21 protein-coding genes are annotated in these 19,676 nt (G+C 67.2%); 12 read left to right on the forward strand and 9 right to left on the reverse strand.

The genetic code is table 11. The annotated features are described in order from the left end of the window. Positions 1 to 5: 5 nt before the first annotated feature. From DDZ14_RS00585 to DDZ14_RS00595, 3 genes are read right to left on the reverse strand one after another with little or no spacing between them, the layout of a single operon-like run. Positions 6 to 1,196, reverse strand: a complete 1,191-nt coding sequence (locus DDZ14_RS00585) for an aromatic ring-hydroxylating dioxygenase subunit alpha (RefSeq protein ID WP_109423000.1) — start codon at positions 1,194 to 1,196, stop codon at positions 6 to 8. Further along, positions 1,193 to 2,164: an agmatinase gene (speB, locus tag DDZ14_RS00590; RefSeq protein ID WP_109423001.1), complete on the reverse strand. Its 972-nt coding sequence runs from the start codon at positions 2,162 to 2,164 to the stop codon at positions 1,193 to 1,195. Before speB ends, DDZ14_RS00585 begins: the two co-directional genes overlap by 4 nt. Next, positions 2,164 to 3,564: an aminotransferase gene (locus tag DDZ14_RS00595; RefSeq protein WP_109423002.1), complete on the reverse strand. Its 1,401-nt coding sequence runs from the start codon at positions 3,562 to 3,564 to the stop codon at positions 2,164 to 2,166. Before DDZ14_RS00595 ends, speB begins: the two co-directional genes overlap by 1 nt. 138 nt (positions 3,565 to 3,702) lie before the next feature. On the opposite strand from DDZ14_RS00595, the gene DDZ14_RS00600 reads away from it, so the two are divergent. Both DDZ14_RS00600 and DDZ14_RS00605 read left to right on the forward strand, forming a co-directional pair. After that, positions 3,703 to 5,043, forward strand: coding sequence for an FAD-binding oxidoreductase (locus DDZ14_RS00600; protein WP_109423003.1), 1,341 nt, complete (start codon positions 3,703 to 3,705; stop codon positions 5,041 to 5,043). Positions 5,044 to 5,110: 67 nt separating this feature from the next. Next, positions 5,111 to 5,620 carry a flavin reductase family protein gene (locus DDZ14_RS00605; protein WP_109423182.1) on the forward strand — a complete coding sequence of 170 codons (510 nt, stop codon included), beginning with the start codon at positions 5,111 to 5,113 and terminating at the stop codon, positions 5,618 to 5,620. 34 nt (positions 5,621 to 5,654) lie between these two features. On the opposite strand, the gene DDZ14_RS00610 is transcribed toward DDZ14_RS00605, so the two are convergent. Then, positions 5,655 to 6,092, reverse strand: coding sequence for a DUF6314 family protein (locus DDZ14_RS00610; protein WP_233252421.1), 438 nt, complete (start codon positions 6,090 to 6,092; stop codon positions 5,655 to 5,657). A 120-nt stretch (positions 6,093 to 6,212) separates the two neighbouring features. Here DDZ14_RS00610 and purB point away from each other — a divergent pair, with 120 nt between their 5' ends. Beyond that, positions 6,213 to 7,517, forward strand: coding sequence for an adenylosuccinate lyase (gene purB / locus DDZ14_RS00615; protein ID WP_109423004.1), 1,305 nt, complete (start codon positions 6,213 to 6,215; stop codon positions 7,515 to 7,517). A 186-nt stretch (positions 7,518 to 7,703) separates the two neighbouring features. Here purB and DDZ14_RS00620 read toward each other — a convergent pair whose 3' ends face one another. Beyond that, positions 7,704 to 8,018, reverse strand: coding sequence for a DUF1476 domain-containing protein (locus DDZ14_RS00620; RefSeq protein WP_109423005.1), 315 nt, complete (start codon positions 8,016 to 8,018; stop codon positions 7,704 to 7,706). Between the two features lie 175 nt (positions 8,019 to 8,193). Here DDZ14_RS00620 and purC point away from each other — a divergent pair, with 175 nt between their 5' ends. The 6 genes from purC to DDZ14_RS00650 all read left to right on the forward strand — a co-directional run bounded on the left by purC (position 8,194) and on the right by DDZ14_RS00650 (position 14,165). Further along, positions 8,194 to 8,955, forward strand: a complete 762-nt coding sequence (purC, locus tag DDZ14_RS00625; RefSeq protein ID WP_109423006.1) for a phosphoribosylaminoimidazolesuccinocarboxamide synthase — start codon at positions 8,194 to 8,196, stop codon at positions 8,953 to 8,955. 51 nt (positions 8,956 to 9,006) lie between these two features. Further along, positions 9,007 to 9,246: a phosphoribosylformylglycinamidine synthase subunit PurS gene (purS, locus tag DDZ14_RS00630; protein WP_109423007.1), complete on the forward strand. Its 240-nt coding sequence runs from the start codon at positions 9,007 to 9,009 to the stop codon at positions 9,244 to 9,246. 4 nt (positions 9,247 to 9,250) lie between these two features. Then, a complete protein-coding gene (locus tag DDZ14_RS00635) occupies positions 9,251 to 10,294 on the forward strand; it encodes an alcohol dehydrogenase catalytic domain-containing protein (RefSeq protein WP_109423008.1) in 1,044 nt (347 codons plus the stop codon). A gap of 16 nt (positions 10,295 to 10,310) precedes the next feature. Then, positions 10,311 to 10,982, forward strand: coding sequence for a phosphoribosylformylglycinamidine synthase subunit PurQ (gene purQ / locus DDZ14_RS00640; RefSeq protein WP_109423009.1), 672 nt, complete (start codon positions 10,311 to 10,313; stop codon positions 10,980 to 10,982). Positions 10,983 to 11,097: 115 nt separating this feature from the next. Continuing rightward, positions 11,098 to 12,825, forward strand: coding sequence for an ATP-binding protein (locus DDZ14_RS00645; RefSeq protein ID WP_233252422.1), 1,728 nt, complete (start codon positions 11,098 to 11,100; stop codon positions 12,823 to 12,825). 8 nt (positions 12,826 to 12,833) lie between these two features. Continuing rightward, positions 12,834 to 14,165: a sigma-54 dependent transcriptional regulator gene (locus tag DDZ14_RS00650; protein ID WP_109423010.1), complete on the forward strand. Its 1,332-nt coding sequence runs from the start codon at positions 12,834 to 12,836 to the stop codon at positions 14,163 to 14,165. On the opposite strand, the gene DDZ14_RS00655 is transcribed toward DDZ14_RS00650, so the two are convergent. Beyond that, complete coding sequence (locus DDZ14_RS00655; RefSeq protein WP_233252423.1) at positions 14,156 to 14,635, reverse strand: MarR family winged helix-turn-helix transcriptional regulator; 480 nt, start codon at positions 14,633 to 14,635, stop codon at positions 14,156 to 14,158. The genes DDZ14_RS00650 and DDZ14_RS00655 overlap by 10 nt on opposite strands. 158 nt (positions 14,636 to 14,793) lie before the next feature. Between DDZ14_RS00655 and DDZ14_RS00660 the strand changes: the two genes are divergently transcribed. Genes DDZ14_RS00660 through DDZ14_RS00670 form a run of 3 tightly spaced genes read left to right on the forward strand, consistent with a single transcriptional unit; the run spans position 14,794 to position 17,745 of the window. Then, positions 14,794 to 15,972 (forward strand): 3-hydroxybenzoate 6-monooxygenase, encoded by a 1,179-nt coding sequence (locus tag DDZ14_RS00660; protein ID WP_109423011.1) that lies wholly within the window; start codon positions 14,794 to 14,796, stop codon positions 15,970 to 15,972. A 13-nt stretch (positions 15,973 to 15,985) separates the two neighbouring features. After that, on the forward strand, positions 15,986 to 17,035 hold the full coding sequence (gtdA, locus tag DDZ14_RS00665; RefSeq protein WP_109423012.1) for a gentisate 1,2-dioxygenase: 1,050 nt from the start codon (positions 15,986 to 15,988) through the stop codon (positions 17,033 to 17,035). Between the two features lie 14 nt (positions 17,036 to 17,049). After that, positions 17,050 to 17,745, forward strand: a complete 696-nt coding sequence (locus DDZ14_RS00670) for a fumarylacetoacetate hydrolase family protein (RefSeq protein ID WP_109423013.1) — start codon at positions 17,050 to 17,052, stop codon at positions 17,743 to 17,745. 13 nt (positions 17,746 to 17,758) lie between these two features. Here DDZ14_RS00670 and DDZ14_RS00675 read toward each other — a convergent pair whose 3' ends face one another. The 3 genes from DDZ14_RS00675 to DDZ14_RS00685 all read right to left on the reverse strand — a co-directional run bounded on the left by DDZ14_RS00675 (position 17,759) and on the right by DDZ14_RS00685 (position 19,542). Next, a complete protein-coding gene (locus tag DDZ14_RS00675) occupies positions 17,759 to 18,397 on the reverse strand; it encodes a DUF1638 domain-containing protein (RefSeq protein ID WP_109423014.1) in 639 nt (212 codons plus the stop codon). Positions 18,398 to 18,502: 105 nt separating this feature from the next. Beyond that, positions 18,503 to 18,721 (reverse strand): hypothetical protein, encoded by a 219-nt coding sequence (locus DDZ14_RS00680; protein ID WP_109423186.1) that lies wholly within the window; start codon positions 18,719 to 18,721, stop codon positions 18,503 to 18,505. 122 nt (positions 18,722 to 18,843) lie between these two features. Then, a complete protein-coding gene (locus DDZ14_RS00685) occupies positions 18,844 to 19,542 on the reverse strand; it encodes a B12-binding domain-containing protein (protein ID WP_109423015.1) in 699 nt (232 codons plus the stop codon). Positions 19,543 to 19,676 lie beyond the last annotated feature (134 nt).

Raw genomic sequence — 19,676 nt, forward strand, 5'->3', positions numbered from 1 at the left:
CGTCCCTATCCCCGGTCCACCGCGGCAAGCTGCTGCCGCATATCCTCTGCGCCGGGTTCCTCGGGCAAGCACACCACCGGAACCTTCTCGCGCAGGTGATCATGGAATGTTTTCAGACCATACTCAAGATCGGAGAGGATCACCCCGTCATAGGCCGAGGATTTCGTGGCCTCCGCCGACCAGACACAGAGCATCTGGTCCTCCTCCAACGTGTCGCGGTCGATGCGCCCCGACAGGTAGCGCGCGAGGCGCAGCGCGCGGCTCTCGTCGCGGTGGCGGTAGACCGCGCCGCGCTGGAGCGTGCGTTCGGCATCGAGCGGGATTTCCTGGTAATAGGTCACGCTGTCGGGATAGAGCCCGATCACCGTGTTGGGGAAAAGCGCGATATAGACCCAGGCGCCGCGCTGCGCGGGGGCCAGCGGTGAAGTGTCGCCGATAATCGAGCGGTAGGCCCGCACCGACCAGAGCCGCGAAGGCCCGTCGTTGAAGCGCCCCTCCGACCGGGCCGCGCCGCGCTCGAAGGGCTCGTCGTGATAGGCCGTGCCGTAGAGGTCGTGCAGGGCGGGATGCGCCTGGCGGACATGGTAGCCTTCGTTGTCGACATCGCGGACCGCTTTCCAGTTCACCGCGATCTCGTCGGTCCAGAACCCGTCGCCCGTGGGCACGACATCCGCCGCGCCATAGGCTGCCGCCTCGGCCTCGTAACGAGCCAGCAACTCGGCCACCGGCGGCTGGCCGGAGGCCACGAAACGGATGAAGACGAAGCCCAGCCAGACCTCTAGCTCCACCGGCTTCAGCCCCCAGGCCACGCGGTCGAGATCGGGGAAGGTGTCGGCCTCGGCCACGCCGCGCAGCGTGCCGTCGAAATTGTAGGCCCAGCCGTGGAAGGGACAGATCATCGCCTTGTTGCAATGGCCGCGTCGGTCGGCGACCACCCGCGTGCCGCGATGACGGCAGAGGTTGTGGAAGGCGCGCAAGCGGCCGTCCTGCCCGCGGATCACCACGGCACGTTCATGGCCGATATCGAAACAGATGTAATCGCCCGGCTCCGGCAAGTCCGAGACATGGCCCGCCAGTTGCCAATGGGTGCGGAAAAGCGTCGCCAGTTCCAGATCGAAAAGCTCCCTGGAACTGTAGGTCCAGCCCGGCAGGCCGGAGCGGTCCCAGTTCACGGGCGGGGATGCAGCGCCGCTCATGTCTGCTCCTCCCGTCTTGTCCAGGCCCAGAGGCACATGATTTCGGACGCCACATGGGCACCGGCCACGGCGGTGGCCCCGGTCGGGTCGAAGGGCGGCGAGACCTCCACCACGTCGCCGCCCACCAGGTTGATGCCGGCGATGTCGCGCAGGATGACCGCCGCCTGCCCGCTGCTGAGCCCTCCCCAGACCGGCGTGCCGGTGCCCGGCGCGAAGGCCGGGTCGAGGCCGTCGATGTCGAAGCTCAGATAGACCGGATGGTCGCCCAGGATCTCCCGTATCCGGCGCGCCGCCGCCTGCGGACCCTGCAGATGCACCTCGCGCGCGTCGATGATGTTTACGCCCAGCGGATCGGGATTGTCGGTGCGGATGCCGACCTGAACCGACCGCGCGGGGTCCACGATGCCGCACTTGACGGCCTTGTAGAACATCGTGCCGTGGTCGATCCGGTCCATGTCGTCATCGGGCCAGGTGTCGGAATGCGCGTCGAACTGCAGAAGCGAGATCGGCCCGTATTTCGCGGCATATGCCTTGAGGATCGGAAAGGAGATGTAGTGATCGCCGCCCAGCACCAGGCTGGCCGCGCCGGCGTCCAGAATGCCGGCGATATGGGCCTCCAGCCGGGCGGGGAAAGACGCCACGGCGGCATAGTCAAAGGCCAGGTCGCCGTAATCGACGACGGTGAACTCGTCGAGCGGGTCGAAGCCCCACCCATGGGGCGCATCCGCCGACTGGAGGGCGGAGGCCTCGCGGATCGCGCGCGGCCCCAGCCGGGTGCCGGGCCGGTTTGTCACGGCCTGGTCGAAGGGCACGCCGGTCACCGCCAGATCGACGCCGGTCAGATCCTTGGTGTAACGGCGGCGCAGGAAACTCGGCGCGCCGCCGAAGGTGTTCTCGAAGGCGCGGCCACGGGCGTCTTCGCGGGTGAAGGCCGTGTCCACCTCGCGCCTTGCGTCGGGAAGCGCCATCAGCCCAGCCTCACCCCGTCGGCCACCAGCGCGTCGGTGACTTTCGCAATGGCGCGGCCCAGCGTCTCGGCCACGAAATCGACCTCGTCGCGGGTGATGACCAGCGGCGGCGACATGACGTTGAGATGGCCCATCGGACGCACCATCAGGCCCATCTCCTCGCAGGTGTCGGAGATCCGCCGGCCGATATCCAGCTCGTCGGGCAGCAGCCGCTTCGTCGCCTTGTCGGCCACATTCTCCACGCACATCATCAGCTTGCGGCCCCGGACCTGCCCGACGATGGGCAACTCCTCCAGCGCCTTGAGACGGGTCTCGAAATAGGTTCCGACCTCGGCCGCATGGGCCAGCAGGTCCTCGCGCTCGATGATCTCGATATTCTTGAGCGCCGCGGCGCAGCCCACCGGGTGTCCGGCATAGGTGAAACCCGAGGTGAACCAGCGGTCGCCCTGCATCGCGGCATGGATGCGGTCGGAATAGATCAGCGCGCCGATCGGGATATAGCCCGACGACAGCCCCTTGGCGGTGCAGACGATGTCGGGCTGCACGCCGAACTCGTCGAGCGACGAGAACCAGTGCCCCAGCCGACCCCAGGCCGTCACCACCTCGTCGGCGATGAAGAGGATGCCGTGGCGTTGGCAGACCTCCCACATCCGCTTGAGATAACCCTCCGGCGGCACGATCACCCCGCCCGAGGCCTGGATCGGCTCGGCAAAGAAACCGCCGACCTTTTCGGGTCCGATTTCAGCGATCTTCGCTTCGAACTCGGCTACCAGATGGTCGCAGAACTCCGCCTCGCTCATGCCCTCCGGCGCGCGGTAGTAATTCGGCACCGAGACATGGTGGATGCCCTCCTGCTTGTAACGGAATTCCGGCACCTGGTCGCCCGGCCGCTTGCCGATCGACATCGCGATATAGGTGGAGCCATGGTAGGAATGGTCCCGCGCGATCACCTGGGTCTTTTCAGGATGTCCCGCGCAGGTCTGGTAGTACTGGACCATCCGGTAGGCACTGTCGATCGCGGTGGACCCGCCGGTGGTGAAATGAACGTGGTTCAGATCGCCCGGCGCCAGTTCCGCGAGCTTGGCGGAGAGCCGCGCGGCGGGCGCGTTGGTGACATCCACGAAGGTGTTGGAAAAGGCCAGCCGCTCCACCTGCTCGGCGATGGCCTCGGCCATCTCGCGGCGACCCAGCCCGATATTGGTACACCAGAGCCCGCCGACCGCGTCGAGATACTTGCCGCCGTTCGCGTCCCACAAATGGCAGCCGGAACCGCGGTCGATCACCAGCGCGCCCTCGCGCTCGAAATTTTCGAAATGCTGCCAGGGATGCAGCGCATGGGCGCGATCCATCTCCCACAATTCGCGGGCGGCATCATTGGGTTTGGCGGCGCGGGTGGTCATCTTTCCTCCATCAGGCAGAGCCCTCGTCGGGCGGACCGGGCAAGCTTAGACACGGGCGCCGCCCGCGTGCCAGAGAATTCTTGCCCTTTCACGCGCGGGTTGCCAGAAGGTCAAAGGCCATAGCCGCCGGAGCGGATCATGAAACGCCTCTACGAACCCGAAGCCTACGATACGTCCTATTGGCCCGAAAGTTTCTGGCGCGCCTCGGTCGAGGAAGTGCCGGAGCATCCCGCGCTGGAGGGCGACCGCGAGGCCGAGGTCGCGATTATCGGCGCGGGCTACACCGGGCTCGGCGCGGCGCTGGAACTGGCGGAACGCTACGGCACCGAGCCCGTACTGCTCGACGCCGCGCAGCCCGGCTGGGGCGCCTCGGGGCGCAATGGCGGCTTTGCCTGCATCGGTGGTTCCAAGCTGCCTGACGCGACGGTGATCGAGCGCCACGGGCTCGACGCCGCGCAGGAATTCCACCGCTTCCAGCGCGCCGCAATCGACACGGTGGCCGACAATCTGGACCGCTACGGCATCGAGGCCGACACCCATTCGGAGGGTGAACTTTGCCTGGCGCACCGCCCCGGCGGGCTGGCGGAGTTGCGGGCCGAGGCCGAGACCGCCCGGCGCCGCTACGGGCTGGCGACGGAGGTGCTGAGCCGCCCGGAGTTGGCCGAACGCGGCATGGGCGCGGGCACCTTCCATGGCGGGCTGATCACCCGCGCGGGTTTTGCGCTCAACCCGATGAAATACGTGCTCGGACTGGCGCGCGCGGCGGGCGCGGCCGGCGTGGCGATCCACGGCCAGAGCCCGGTGACCGCGATTCGCCGCGACGGCGCGCGCTGGCGGCTGGAGACACCGGGCGGCACGCTGCGCACCGGGCGCGTGATCGTCGCCACCAACGGCTATTCCTCCGAAGACATACCGCCGGCGCTGGCAGGCGTGGTGCTGCCGGCGCTCTCCTCGATCCTGGTCACGCGGCCGCTGGAACCCGCGGAGCTTCAGACCGCGGGCTGGCGCAGCGACATGATGGCCTATGACACGCGGCGGCTTCTGCATTACTTCCGCCTGATGCCCTGCGGGCGGTTCCTCTTCGGCACCCGCGGCGGGCTATCGGCCGGACCGGGCGCCGCGCGGCAGGTGCGCGCGATGGCACGCCGGCAATTCGAGGCGATCTTTCCCGGCTGGGCGCATGTCGAGACGCCCTGGTTCTGGTCGGGCCTCGTCGCGCTCACCGGCAGCCTGACCCCGGTCCTGACCGCGGCGCCCGGCACGGAGGGCGTGATCCTGGCGCTGGGTTACCACGGTAACGGCGTGGCGACGGGCAGCCATGCCGGGCGCGTGGCCGCGGCGCTCGCCATGGGCGAGGATCGCCGCCCGGCGCTGTTGCGCGCCGCCCCGCGGCGCTTCCCGCTGCCGCGGTTGCGCCGGACCGCCCTGCGCGCGGCCTATGCCGCCTACGCCCTGCGCGACGGTCCGGTGGGCGCGTGACCCGGCGCCGCTTGCGCCTATGTCCCGGTCAGGGCAAAAGAGCCTGCGCGAACAGGAAACGGAGATCATGAGCGAAACCGACACGCAATTGCGCGCCGCCTTCCTGGCCGGGATGAGCCGCGCCGCCGCCACCGTCAGCGTCGTGACCACCGACGGCCCCGGCGGGCGCGCGGGCGTCACCGTGTCGGCCATGACCTCGGTCTCCGCCGACGGGGTGGCGCCGACGATGCTGGTCTGCGTCCATCACGAAAGCGCCACCGCCGCGGCGATCCTGGCAAACGGTTGTTTCTGCATCAATGTCCTGCGCGCCGACCAGCGCGAGATATCGGACGTCTTCGCGCGCCGCCTGCCGGCGCCGGGCGGCGACAAGTTCAAGGCCGGCGGCGCCGTGGCGATGACAACCGGCGCGCCGCGGCTCGACGATCCGCTGGTGGCCTTCGACTGCCGCCTCGTCTCGGGCGAGCGCGTGGGCACCCATCACCTCTTCATCGGCGCGGTCGCGGATGTGCATATCGGCGAGGGCCAACCGCTGCTCTATGGCAACCGCTCCTACCTGAAATCCCGCCCCCACTCGTGAACAATACGCCGCAACCCGTTGTGATTTCGGGAAATCACGGCGCCAGTCGGCGGTACTCCGTCACCATCCGGTAGTTCTTGCGCGGCCCCACGACGCGCCAGACCGTGCGCCAGACCGGCCAGCCGGTGAAATCGTAGGAGACATGGTAGAGGTCGGGCTCGCAAAGATGCGTGTCGTCGGGCATCAGCCGATCCGGAACGATGCGGTGAAACCGCCGCCCGTCCGCGTAGAGCACCTCGATCACCCCGCCTTCGCCCGCCCGCCAGAGATAGCGGCGCGTGGCATCGAGCGCGGGGCCATCCTGCATCTGCAGCCGCCCGCTCTCCTCCATCACCAGCCCGCCGGCGCCGTCAGGCGAGAAGCGCGCCCGCCCGTCCAGCCGGCCGGTGCCGCCGCCCAGGCGATCCGCGATCCGACGCGACATGGTCCAGTCGCCCAGGAATTCCTCCAGTGTCAGCCCGTGATCGGTCAATCGCTCGTGTCACCCAGGTTGAAAGCCGCACATCGTGGAACCCCGGCTGCTGCTTGCCGCCGGCCGGAGCGCGGTCTATGACGGCGCCGAGCATACACCAAAACGCAAAGGCCCTCATCCATGATCCCGCGCTATTCCCGCCCCGAAATGGTCGCCATCTGGTCGCCCGAGACGAAATTCCGCATCTGGTACGAGATCGAGGCCCATGCCTGCGACGCCCAGGCGGAGCTGGGCGTGATCCCGCGCGAGAACGCCGCCGCCGTGTGGAAGGCCCGGGACGTGGAGTTCGACGTTGCCCGCATCGACGAGATCGAGGCGGTGACCAAGCATGACGTGATCGCCTTCCTGACCCACCTCTCCGAGATCATCGGCGGCGAGGCCGCGCGCTTCGTCCACCAGGGCATGACCAGTTCCGACGTGCTCGATACCACCTTCAACATCCAGCTCGTGCGCGCCTCCGACATCCTGCTGGCCGAAATGGACGCATTGCTGGCCGCGCTCAAGACCCGCGCGCTGGAACACAAGGACACGGTGCGCATCGGCCGCTCGCACGGCATCCATGCCGAGCCGGTAACGATGGGGCTGACCTTCGCGCGCTTCTATGCCGAGATGGACCGCAACCGCGCCCGTCTCCGCGCCGCGCGCGCCGAGATTGCCACCGGCGCGATCTCCGGCGCGGTCGGCACCTTCGCCAATATCGACCCCGCGGTCGAGGCGCATGTCTGCGCGCAGATGGGCCTCGCGCCCGAGCCGATCTCCACCCAGGTCATCCCGCGCGACCGGCACGCCGCCTTCTTCGCCACGCTGGGCGTGATCGCGAGTTCCATCGAGAATGTCGCCATCGAGATCCGCCACATGCAGCGCACCGAGGTGCTGGAGGCGGAGGAGTTTTTCTCCAAGGGGCAGAAAGGCTCTTCGGCGATGCCCCACAAACGCAACCCGGTGCTGACCGAGAACCTCACCGGGCTCGCCCGGCTGGTGCGCATGGCGGTGGTGCCCGCGATGGAGAATGTGGCGCTCTGGCACGAGCGCGACATCTCGCACAGTTCGGTGGAGCGCAATATCGGCCCCGATACCACGGTGACGCTGGATTTCGCCCTGGCCCGGCTGACCCAGGTGGTGGAAAAGCTGGTGATCTATCCCGAACACATGACCCGAAACATGAACAAGTTCCGCGGCCTGGTGCATTCCCAGCGCGTTCTGCTGGCGCTGACCCAAAAGGGCGTGAGCCGCGAGGACGCCTATCGCCTCGTGCAGCGCAACGCGATGAAAGTCTGGGAAGAGGGCCGCGATTTCATGACCGAGCTCAAGGCCGACCCGGACGTGACGGCAGCGCTGAGTGCGGAGGAGATCGAGGACAAGTTCGACCTCGGCTACCACACCAAGCATGTGGACACGATTTTCGCCCGCGTCTTCGGCGACTGAAATCGCGCGCCTTCGGCGCAAGTCCTTGCTTTGCGCCCGCCCACGGCGGCCGCGGTGCCTCCGGCGGGGATACTTGGAGCAAGAAGAAATGGCGCGCGCCCATTCTTCTTGCAGGACATATCCCAAGGGGCCGCTCCGCCAGGGGCGGCGGGGGCAGCGCCCCCTGCGGCGCCGGACCGCCCGCGCTCAGGCTTCCTTGACGAGTTGCTCCTTGGCCACGAGCATCAGCTCGTCGAGCTTGCCGCGAATCTCGGCCTCGCTGGCGAGTTCGCCTAGGTCGCCGGCGACCTTGCGGACCACGTCACCGACGCCCGGCTCCTCGAAATCGGCCTTCACCACTTCCTTGGCGTAATTGGCCGCGTCCTCGCCCGTCTTGCCCAGAAGCTCCGCCGCCCAGAGCCCGAGCAGCTTGTTGCGGCGCGCTTCGGCGCGGAACTGCATTTCCGCATCATGGGCGAATTTGGACTCGAATGCATTTTCCCGGTCGTCGAATGTGGTCATCTCTGTCTCCGCAGGCTTGAGATCGGTCGAACCTAGATATGACCGGCCCCGCGGCGGCCTGCAAGGGCGGATAGGCGCGCGGGCGCGACTCCTTGCCCTGCTCGGGGCTTTGGCCTATAGCGCAGGCACACGCGGCCGGCATGCGAATCCCGGCCCCCTGGCGATTGGAGACCCGATGGCACGCCGCAAGCTCATATACGAAGGCAAGGCGAAGATCCTTTACGAAGGGCCCGAGCCGGGGACCATCGTGCAGTATTTCAAGGATGACGCCACAGCTTTCAACGCTGAAAAGAAAGAGGTGATCGAGGGCAAGGGCGTGCTCAACAACCGGCTCTCGGAATTCTTCATGACCGGGCTCAACGCGATCGGCGTCCCGACCCACTTCATCAAGCGGCTCAACATGCGCGAGCAGCTGGTGCGCGCGGTGGAGATCATCCCGCTGGAGGTGATCGTGCGCAACGTGGCCGCCGGCTCCATCTCCAAGCGGCTGGGGATCGAGGAGGGCACGCAGTTGCCGCGTCCGATCATCGAGTTCTGCTACAAGGACGACAAGCTGGGCGACCCGCTGGTTTCGGAGGAACATATCATCGCCTTCGGCTGGGCCAGCCAGCAGGATCTGGACGACATCGTGGCGCTGGCGCTGCGCGTGAACGATTTCCTCTCCGGCGTTATGCTGGGCGTCGGCATCCGGCTGGTCGATTTCAAGATCGAGATCGGCCGCATCTGGGAGGGCGACTTCCAGCGGCTGGTCGTGGCCGACGAGATCAGCCCCGACAGTTGCCGGCTGTGGGATATCGAGACCGGGCGCAAGCTCGACAAGGACGTCTTCCGCCGCGATCTGGGCGACCTGGCCGACGCCTATACCGAGGTGGCGAAGCGTCTGGGCGTGATGCCCCGCAACAGCAATGTCACCAGCGGCCCGAAACTGGTGCATTGAGCCGCACCGCCAGACTGTCAGAGCAGGCCGTCGAAACCGGAGAGAGATAGGATGAAGGCACGCGTGCATGTAACCCTGAAAACAGGCGTTCTGGACCCGCAGGGCGAGGCCATCCGCCACGCGCTGGGGGCGATGGGCTTTGCCGGGGTGGATGCGGTGCGGCAAGGCAAGCTGATCGAGCTCGATCTGGCCGAGACCGACCCGAAGGCGGCCGAAGACCAGGTGCGCGCGATGTGCGAGAAGCTGCTCGCCAACACGGTGATCGAAACCTACACGGTGGAGTTGGAGTAGGCGCATGCGCGCGGCGGTTCTGCAGGCCTGGCGCGCCGATCTCTCGCTGGAGAGCCTGCCCGATCCGGACTGCCCCCGCGACGGGGTCGTCTTGCGCGTTCTTGCCTGCGGCGTCTGCCGGTCGGACTGGCATGCCTGGACCGGCGCGGACCCCGATGTCGCCCTGCCCCATGTGCCCGGCCACGAATATTGCGGCGTGGTGGAGGAGACCGGCCCCGAGGTCTCGGCCTGGCGCCCCGGCGACCGCGTCATCGCGCCTTTCATCCTGGCCTGCGGGCACTGCCCGTCCTGCCAGGCCGGCCACCAGACCACCTGTCCGACCCAGATCGTGCCCGGCTTCACCTGCCCCGGCGCCTTCGCCGAGCGCATCGCGGTGGCGCGCGCCGACACCAACCTCACTCGCCTGCCCGAGGGCATGGATCCCGCGCTGGCCGCCAGCCTGGGCTGCCGCGTCACCACCGCCTGGCACGCGCTGACCGACCGCGCGGCGCTGGCGCCCGGCGAATGGCTGGCGGTCTTTGGCGGCGGCGGCGTGGGCATCTCGGCGCTGCTGCTGGGCCGGGCGCTGGGTGCGCGGGTGGTGGTCGTCGACGTGGTCGAGGAGAAGCTGGGATTTGCCCGCGCGCTGGGCGCGGATGCGACGGTGAACGCCGCCGACGCCGACGCGGCGGAGGCCGTCCGCGCGCTGACCGGGGGCGGCGCGCATGTGGCGGTGGAGGCGCTGGGCATCGCCGCTACCACCACCGCCGCGATGCGGTCGCTGCGCAAGCTGGGGCGCATGGTCCAGATCGGCATGCCCGCGGGCGAGCACGCCTCCATGACGCTGCCGATGGATGTGCTCTATTCCGGCCAGCTCGCGCTATTCGGTACCCGCGGCATGCCCGCGCGCCGCTATCCCGGCCTGCTGAGCCTGATCGAGGCCGGCCATGTCGATCTCGCACCCCTGATTGCGCGCCGGGTGCGCCTGTCGGACGCCACCACGGAGTTGCGCGCCTTCGATGGCCCGGCCCCGCCGGGCGTTGCCGTCATCACCGATTTCGCCGCCTGAACGAGGAGCCCGCCCCATGAAATCCGCCGTCATCGTCTTTCCCGGCTCCAATTGCGACCGCGATCTCGCCGTGGCCTTCGAGCAGGCCGGCGGCCGGCCCGCGCAGATGGTCTGGCACAAGGAGACCAGCCTGCCGGCGGGGCTCGACATCGTGGGCATTCCGGGCGGCTTTTCCTTCGGGGACTACCTGCGCTGCGGCGCGATCGCGGCGCGCTCGCCGATCTGCCGCGCGGTGGTCGACTTCGCCAAACGCGGCGGGCTGGTGCTGGGCATCTGCAACGGCTTCCAGGTGCTGACCGAAACCGGGCTGCTTCCGGGCGCGCTGCTGCGCAATGCCAATCTGAAGTATATCTGCAAGGACGTTGATCTTACGGTGGAAACAACGGACAGCCCCTTCACCCGCGGCTACCGAAAGGGCCAGGGCATCCGCATCCCCATCGCCCATCACGACGGCAATTACGCCGCCGATGCGGCGCTGCTCGGCCGGCTCGACGCGGAGGACCGCGTGGCCTTCCGCTATGTCGACAACCCCAACGGGTCGGCGGGCGACATCGCGGGCGTGCTGTCGGAAAACCGGCGCGTGCTGGGCATGATGCCGCATCCCGAACGGCTGGCCGATGCGGCGCTGGGTGGCACCGACGGGGCGGCGCTCTTCGCCGGGCTGGCGGAGGCGTTCGCGCCCGCCTGAGCCCGCCCCGCATAGGCGGCGTTTCGCGCAGGCGCGCGCGGCTTCGCTTGAGCCCCCGCCCCGGCGGGCCTAATGTTCCTGCATGTCGCACAGGCCGGATCCAGATATTCCGCGCATGACATCGCCCCGCCTGATGCGCGTGGTGGTGCTGTTTTTCGTCGTCGTGGCGATCAGCGTGGTCTGGGTCTCCAACCGGCTGCTGACCGAGCGTTTCACCGAGTCCACCAAGACCCGCGCGGAGCTGCGGCTGGCGCTCTATTCGGGTTCGATCGTCAGCGAGTTGCAGCGCAATTCGGCGGTGCCACTATTGCTGGCGCGCGATCCAGTGATGATCGCGGCGCTGAATTCCGGGGATTACTCGGCCACCTCGCAGCGCCTGATCTCATACCAGAAGGAGATCGGCGCGGCCTCGATGATGCTGCTCGACGGCGACGGGCGCACCGTGGCGGCCACCGATCGGCAAAAACTGGGCAGCCAGCACCGCAACGCCAATTACTTCGTCAACGCGGTGCGCACCAATGACACGGTCTTCACCACCTCCGAGATGGAGACCGGCGCGACCGAGTTCAATTTCTCCCGCCGCGTGACCAGCGAGAAGCAGGGCATCGGCGTGATTGTCGTGAAGGTCGATCTGGCCAAGCTGGAGCAAAGCTGGATCGGCACGTCCGAGGCGGTTCTGGTGAGCGACAGCGAAGGCCGCATCCTGCTGGCGACCGAGCCGCAATGGCGGGGTCGCCCGGTGCAGGAGGCGCTGGCCGCGCGCCCCGCGCCCTCGGCCATCGAACGCGCGATCCAGGCCACAGCGGACTGGAGCCAGACACCGGCGGATGCCTATCTGAAGGGTCAGGCGGTGCTGCGGACCGAAAGCCGCATACCGTTCCGCGGCTGGCGGCTGATCTCCTTCACCACCTATGCCTCCGTGCGGGAGCGGGTGAACGGCGTGCTGGCGATGGAAATCATGGGCTTTGCGATCCTTCTGGCGCTGATCTTCTACGTCCTGTCGCGGCGGGCCCGCAGCCAGTCTGTTCAGTTCCAGCGCGAGTCAATCGAGCTGCGGCGGCTCAATTCCCGGCTGCAGCGGGAGATTGCTGAGCGCGAGAAGGTCCAGCGCAATCTTCAGGTGGCCGAACAGACACTGGCGCAAAGTTCCAAGCTTGCCGCGCTGGGGGAGATGTCGGCCTCGGTCAGCCATGAGCTCAACCAGCCGCTCGCCGCGATGAAGACCTATCTGGCGGGCGCCAAGCTACTGCTTCAGCGCCACCGCCCGGAGGAGGCGCTGTCGAGCTTCCAGCGCATCGACGACCTGATCGAGCGGATGGGCGCGATCACCCGGCAACTCAAGTCCTATGCCCGCAAGGGGACCGAGGATTTCGCCCCCATCGACCTGCGCAAGTCGGTCGGCGCGGCGCTCACGATGATGGAGCCGCAGCTCAACAAGATGAAGGTCGAGATCACCACCACCCTGCCCAAGGAGCCGGTGATGATCGAGGCCGACCGGATCCGGCTGGAACAGGTCATCATCAACCTGCTGCGCAACGCGCTCGACGCGATGAAGGACCAGGACGACCGGCAGCTTGACATCCTGCTCAGCAAGGGCGAGACGGCGATGCTTACGATCCGTGACAACGGCCACGGGATCGAGGATATCGACGCGCTCTTCGAGCCCTTCTATACCACCAAGGCGCCGGGAGAGGGCGTCGGGCTGGGCCTGGCGATCTCGACCGGCATCATCAAGGATTTCGGCGGCCGGCTGACCGGGCGCAACGGGGCCGACGGCGGCGCGGTCTTCGAGGTGCAGCTCCCGCTGAAGAAACAGGACGATGACATGCGCGCCGCGGAATAGGACCGATCATGCAGGATACGATGAAAATAGCGATCGTCGACGACGAACAGGACATGCGCCAATCCATCAGCCAGTGGCTCGCGCTGTCTGGCTACGAGACCGAAACCTATGCCTCGGCGGAGGATGCGCTCAAGGCCATTGGCCCGGATTTCCCCGGTATCGTGGTCAGCGACATCAAGATGCCCGGCATGGGCGGAATGACCTTCCTCAAGAAGCTGATGAACATGGACAGTGCCCTGCCGGTGATCATGATCACCGGGCATGGCGATGTGCCGATGGCCGTGGAGGCGATGCAGATGGGCGCCTACGACTTCATGGAAAAGCCCTTCAACCCCGACCGGATGACCGATCTGGCCAAGCGCGCCGTCCAGGCGCGGCGGCTGACGATGGACAACCGCGCCCTGCGTCGCGAGCTGTCGGACGGCACCGTGCTGATCCGCAAGCTGGTGGGCACCAGCGCGGTGATGGAACGGCTGCGCGAGGACATCCTGGATCTGGCTCAGGCCGACGGCCATGTGCTGATCGACGGCGAGACCGGCACCGGCAAGAGCCTGGTGGCGCACGCGCTGCATGCCTGCGGTCCGCGGGCGGGCAAGAAATTCCTGACGATAAGCTGCGCCGCCTATTCCGACGAGGAACTGGCGGCCAAGATATTCGGCCCGATCGACGAAGGCACCGCCCTGCCGCTGGTGGAGGAGGCGCGCGGCGCGACGCTCTGCCTGGAGGATGTCGAGGCGCTCTCGCCCACGTTGCAGGCCCGGCTGCTGACGCTCATCAACGATCAGGCGGACATCCCGGAAGTGCGTGTCGTGGCGATCTGCAACCATCATGAGCAGGACCGGAGCTGCGAGGACGCGCTTCGCCCGGACCTCTACTACCGGCTGGCGGCGATGAAGGTGGTGATCCCGCCGCTGCGCACACGTGGCGAGGACATTCTGACGCTCTTCAACCGCTTCGCGGAGCAATTCGCCGAGGAATACGGCTGCCCCGCCCCGCAGGTCGCCGCCAAGGAGGCCGCGCAGCTTCTCCAGGCGCCCTGGCCGGGCAATGTGCGCCAGCTCATCAACATCGCCGAGCGCGCGGTACTGCAAAGCCGGCGCGGATCAGGCTCCATCGTCAGCCTGCTGCTCGACGACACCACGGATATGAGCCACGCGATCTCCACCGAGGGCAAGCCGTTGAAGGAATATGTCGAGGCGTTCGAGCGGATGCTGATCGACAACACCATGCGCCGCCACAAGGGCTCCATCGCGGCGGTGATGGAGGAGCTGAGCCTGCCGCGCCGCACACTGAACGAGAAGATGGCCAAATACGGGCTGAGCCGGTCGGACTACCTCTGACCGGCCGTGTCGCCGGGTGGCAGGACCAGCGGCGCACGGCTGAGCGCGTTGCCCCGGTCGGCGGCCTTGGCGGCGAGGCGCAGGAACTCGGCCCGCTCGGCAGGGTCGAGCCCGACCAGGATCTCGTCCTGCAGTTCCTCCACCACCGGGGCGGCCGCGGCCAGCAGCGCGCGGCCCGCCGGCGTCAGCGTGAGCGCGCGCGCGCGCCGGTCGCTGGCGGAGACAGCGCGGCGCACCAGCCCCTTGGCGGCCAGGCGATCGGTCACACCGCCGATCGTCGCGCGGTCATAGGCGATGAGCCCCGCCAGGCTGGCCTGGTCCAGCCCCGGATGGCGCTCCACTGCGCGTAGGGCGGCGAATTGCACCGCGGTCATATCCCAGCCATGCGCGCGCATCCGGTCCTGGAAGACCGAGGTAGAGATCTGGTTGAGCCGCCGGATCAGATGGCCCGGCATCAGATGGATGTCCATGTTACGCCCCTTCTGCCGTGCGCCGCGCGCGCCCGGCTGACAGAGCCGATTGACAGGCCACGCGTAAGTGTATTACCTCCATTGATAAGTATACTGCGCATTTCTGGCAATGGGGGAGTTTCCATGAATCGCACGACGCCCCGCCGGACCACCCCGGCATGAGCGCGGCGCCCGTCCTGATCGCGGGTGGCGGCATCGGCGGGCTGGCTGCCGCGGCCGGCCTGGCGCAGAAGGGCATCGCATCGGTCGTCGTGGAACAGGCCGCGCGGCTGGGCGAGATCGGCGCGGGGATCCAGATAGGCCCCAACGCCTTCCATTCCTTCGACTATCTGGGCATCGGCGATGCCGCCCGCGCGAATGCGGTCTATATCGACGCGCTGCGCCTGATGGATGCGCAGGACGGCACCGAGATCACCCAGATCCCGCTGGGCGAGGCGTTCCGCGCCCGCATGGGCAACCCCTATGCCGTGGTGCACCGGGCCGACCTGCATGGCAGCCTGCTGGACTATTGCCGCGAAAGCCCACTGGTCGAGCTTCGCACCGGCACACGGGTCACGGGCTATGCGCAAGAAGGCGGCACTGTCCGGCTGATATCGACGGAGGGCACGCTTGCGGGTCGCGCGCTGATCGGGGCCGAGGGGCTGCGCTCACCCATCCGCGCGCAGATGCTGCGCGACGGGGAGCCGCGCATCTCGGGCCACACGACATACCGTTCGGTCATCCCGACGGAACAGATGCCCGAGGATCTGCGCTGGAACGCAGCCACGCTCTGGGCCGGGCCGAAATGCCATATCGTGCATTACCCGCTCAAGGGCTGGAAGGTTTTCAACCTCGTCGTGACCTATCACCGCGACCTTCAGGAGGCGATCGCCGGCCGGCCGGTCAGCAAGGCGGAGGTGGCGCAGGGCTTCGAGCATATCCATCCCCGCGCGCGCCAGATCATCGAGCACGGGCAGGACTGGAAGCTCTGGGTGCTCTGCGACCGCGAGCCGGTTTCGAACTGGGTCGACGGCCGCGTGGCGCTTCTGGGCGATGCGGCCCACCCGATGCTGCAGTATTTCGCGCAGGGCGCCTGCATGGCGATGGAGGACGCGGTGGCTCTGTCGCATTGCATGGCGGCCCATGACGACACCGAAACGGCGCTGGAGCGCTATCAGCAGATGCGGCGGGTGCGCACCGCGCGGGTGCAGATGAATTCCCGCCTCATCGGCGATTACATCTACCATCCCGACGACGCCAAGGCGGCGGTGCGCAACCACGTAATGTCCACCATGACGCCCGAGGACTGGTGCGACCGGCTGCACTGGCTCTATGGCTCCAACGGGCTGGAAACCTGAAGAGGAGGACAGCATGTCCCTGACCGAGAAACCCGAAGAGACGCCGGAGCGGCTGGCCTTCTACGACAAGATCGACAAGGAGGCGTTCACGCCGCTCTGGGCGGTGATGTCCTCGATCATCACGCCGGAGCCGAAAAGCGCCTGCCAGCCGCATATCTGGCGTTTCGAGAATGCCCGCGCGCATTTGCTGGAGGCCGGCGGGCTGATCACCGCCAAGGAGGCCGAGCGGCGCGTGCTGATCCTGGAAAATCCCGGCCTGCGCGGCACATCGAAGATCACCACCTCGCTCTATGCCGGGCTGCAACTTGTCATGCCGGGCGAGGTCGCACCGGCGCATCGGCACAGCCAGTCGGCGCTGCGCTTCGTGCTCGACGGCTCGGGCGCCCATACCGCCGTCAACGGCGAGCGGACCGAGATGCAATATGGCGATTTCGTCATCACCCCGCCCTGGGCCTGGCATGACCACGGCAATACCACGGATGAGCCGATGATCTGGCTCGACGGGCTCGACATTCCCATCGTGACGCATTTCGACGCCTCTTTTGCCGAGGGCATGGACGCCGACGAACAGCCGATCACCCGCCAGACCGGCGACAGCCTGGCCCGGTTCGGCGCCAACATGCTGCCGGTGGACTACCGGCAGGAGAAACTGGCCTCGCCGATCTTCAACTATTCCTATGCCCGCTCGCGCGAGGCGCTGGAGAAGATGAAAGCGCAGCAGGAATGGGATCCCTGCCACGGGCTGAAGATGCGCTATGTGAACCCCGTTGATGGCGGCTATGCGATGCCCACCATCGCGCCCTTCCTGCAATTGCTGCCCAAGGGGTTCAAGACCGCCGCCTACCGTTCCACCGACGCGACGGTCCATGTCCCGGTGGAGGGGCGCGGGCGGACCAGCATCGCGGGCGAAACCTTCGAATGGGGGCCGCGCGACATTTTCGTAGTGCCAAGCTGGCACCATGTCAGTCACGAGGCGGATGAGGAAGCCGTGCTCTTCAGCTATTCCGACCGCGTGGCGCAGGAAAAGCTGGGGCTTTTCCGCCAGGACCGCGGCAACAACTGAGGATCGGATCACCCATGGATTATGTCTTCCCCCCTGCCCCCGTCCCGTCGGTCGCCGTCGCGGGCAGCGACGCGCGCCTGCCGGTGCGCCGCATTTTCTGCGTCGGGCGCAACTACGCCGCCCATGCCCGCGAGATGGGCAAGGATCCGGACCGCGAGCCACCCTTCTTCTTCATGAAACCCGCCGACGCGCTGGTCATGGATGGCGAGACCGTGGCCTATCCGCCGCAGACCGAGAACCTGCATTACGAGGCCGAGATGGTCGCCGCCATCGGCACGGGCGGGCACGACATCGCGCCGGAGGAGAGTCTTTCCCACGTCTGGGGCTACGCCGCGGGCAACGAGCTGACCCGCCGCGACTTGCAGATGGAGGCGCGCGACATGGGCCGGCCCTGGGACCTGGGCAAGGGCTTCGATCGCTCCGCCGTGGTCGGGCCGGTGCATCCGGTGGCCGAGGTCGGCCATCCCGACAAGGGCTTCATCCGGCTGCGGGTCAACGGCGAGACGCGGCAGGATGCCGACCTGGCCGAACTGATCTGGTCGGTGCCCGAGATCATCTCGATACTGTCTCAATCCGTGACGCTGGCGCCGGGCGACCTGATCATGACCGGCACGCCGGCGGGGGTGGGCGCGCTGCTGCCCGGCGATGTCTGCGAGGTCGAGGTGGAGGGGCTGGGCCGGATCACCACCACGATCGGCCCGCGCGCCTGAACTGCGGACGGGCTCAGCCCAGCCGCCCAAGCTCCCGCGCCAGATCGCCATAGCCGGTGAAGCGGCGCTCATATTCCAGTCCCAGCCGCGCCGCGCAGGCGCGCGCCTTGATGTCGAGGGCGGGATCGTCGGTCTGCGCCTGGTAGACCAGCCGGGTGTAGTTGCCGAAGAGCATGTCGCGCAGCTCCGGGTGCCGGTCGAGCCCCATCGGCTTCCACACGAAAGCGTCGAACTGCTTGACCAGGAAATCGGTCAGGTAGAAGACCGTCATCTCGTCCTCGGCCTTCGCGGCGAAGGCCTCGTTGCCCTCGAAGAAGGCGTAGCAATGCGGACCCGGCACCATCTCCACGCCCAACTCGGCGCATTTGGCCTGCAACCCGCCGCCGGTGCCGCAATCGGCATAGACCACGAAAATCGTCTCATAGGCGTCGCGGTGCTTCTCCACCGCCTGCGCCACGGCCTGGGTGATCTTCTCGGGATAGAGATGCAGCTTGGCGGGCAGGCAGGTCAGGTCCATGTGGTCCCAGCCATTGGCGCGCTTCAGCGCCAGTATCTCGTGGGCCAGTGCGCCGCAGGCGATCAGCAGAATGCGCCCGCGCCCGTCGGCCGCGTTCAGCCCCTCTTCGGTCAGTGTCCTGTCGTCGGGTTTCACTTCAGCACCATTGCGGTTCCGTGGAAGACCACCTCGCTGCGCGCCAGCCCCCGCACCGCGGCGGTCTCCCGCCCTGGCACCGCCTCGGTCGTCACACCCGGGAGATTACTTTTCGATACGATCATAATGATCGTCGTCGCGCTTCGACAGCCGGTCCGAGATGACGCGGAAGATCAGGTAGGCGATCAGCGCCACCGGGATTACCACCAGCCAGCTCAGCGCCGGGGACCGCACCAGGCCCGACAGCAGCGTGCCCAGGAACAGCGTCACCCCGGCCGTCGCGAAGACGCAGACGAGGATCAGGACGAGGCGGTCGACGGGCATGGCCTGGCCTTCCATAGCGAGTACCTGCCATTAACTTGTGTCATCGCACCGCGAAAGCCAAGGCCGCCTGCGCCAAAAGGCCCCACAGGGGGCCTTTTGCGCGTCACGCGGCGGCAATTCCGTCACGCATTGGGCTGATTGTGCTTGCGCGACACATAGGTCTTCGCGGTTTCCACCGCCACCGCGGCGTCGCGGCAATAGGCATCGGCGCCGATCGCCTTGCCGAATTCCTCGTTCAGCGGCGCACCGCCCACCAGCACGATGTATTCGTCGCGGATGCCCATCTCGATCATCGTGTCGATCACGACCTTCATGTAGGGCATGGTGGTGGTCAGCAGCGCCGACATGCCCAGGATGTCCGGCTGTTCGCTTTCCAGCGCTTCCATGTAGTTCTCGACCGGGTTGTTGATGCCCAGATCGACGACCTCGAAGCCCGCGCCTTCCATCATCATGCTGACCAGGTTCTTGCCGATGTCGTGGATGTCGCCCTTGACCGTTCCGATCACCATCTTGCCCTGCTTGGGCGCGCCGGTCTCGATCAGCAGCGGCTTGAGGATGGACATGCCGCCCTTCATCGCGTTTGCCGCCAGCAGCACCTCGGGCACGAAGAGGATGCCGTCCCGGAAGTCCTCGCCCACGATCTTCATGCCGCCGACCAGCGCCTCGGTCAGGATCCGGTAGGGCGCCCAGCCACGCTCCAGCAGGATATACACGCCGTCCTCGACCTCGTCCTTGAGACCATCGTAAAGGTCGTCATGCATCTGCGGCACGAGTTCCTCGTCGGGCAGTTCCGACAGGACAATATCTTCTTCATCAGCCATGGTTTAACCCCGTTTGCTGCGCGCAGCCTCTATTCATCTGGCGCTGTTTCCCCTTAATGCGGCATTCGCTCTGCGCGAATTGCGACATGCACCGCGCTCTAACCGACAGATTGTCGCAGGCGGACCGTGCCGCG

The organism is Maritimibacter sp. 55A14, assembly GCF_003122205.1.
In the GTDB taxonomy this organism is placed as follows: Bacteria; Pseudomonadota; Alphaproteobacteria; order Rhodobacterales; family Rhodobacteraceae; genus QEYE01.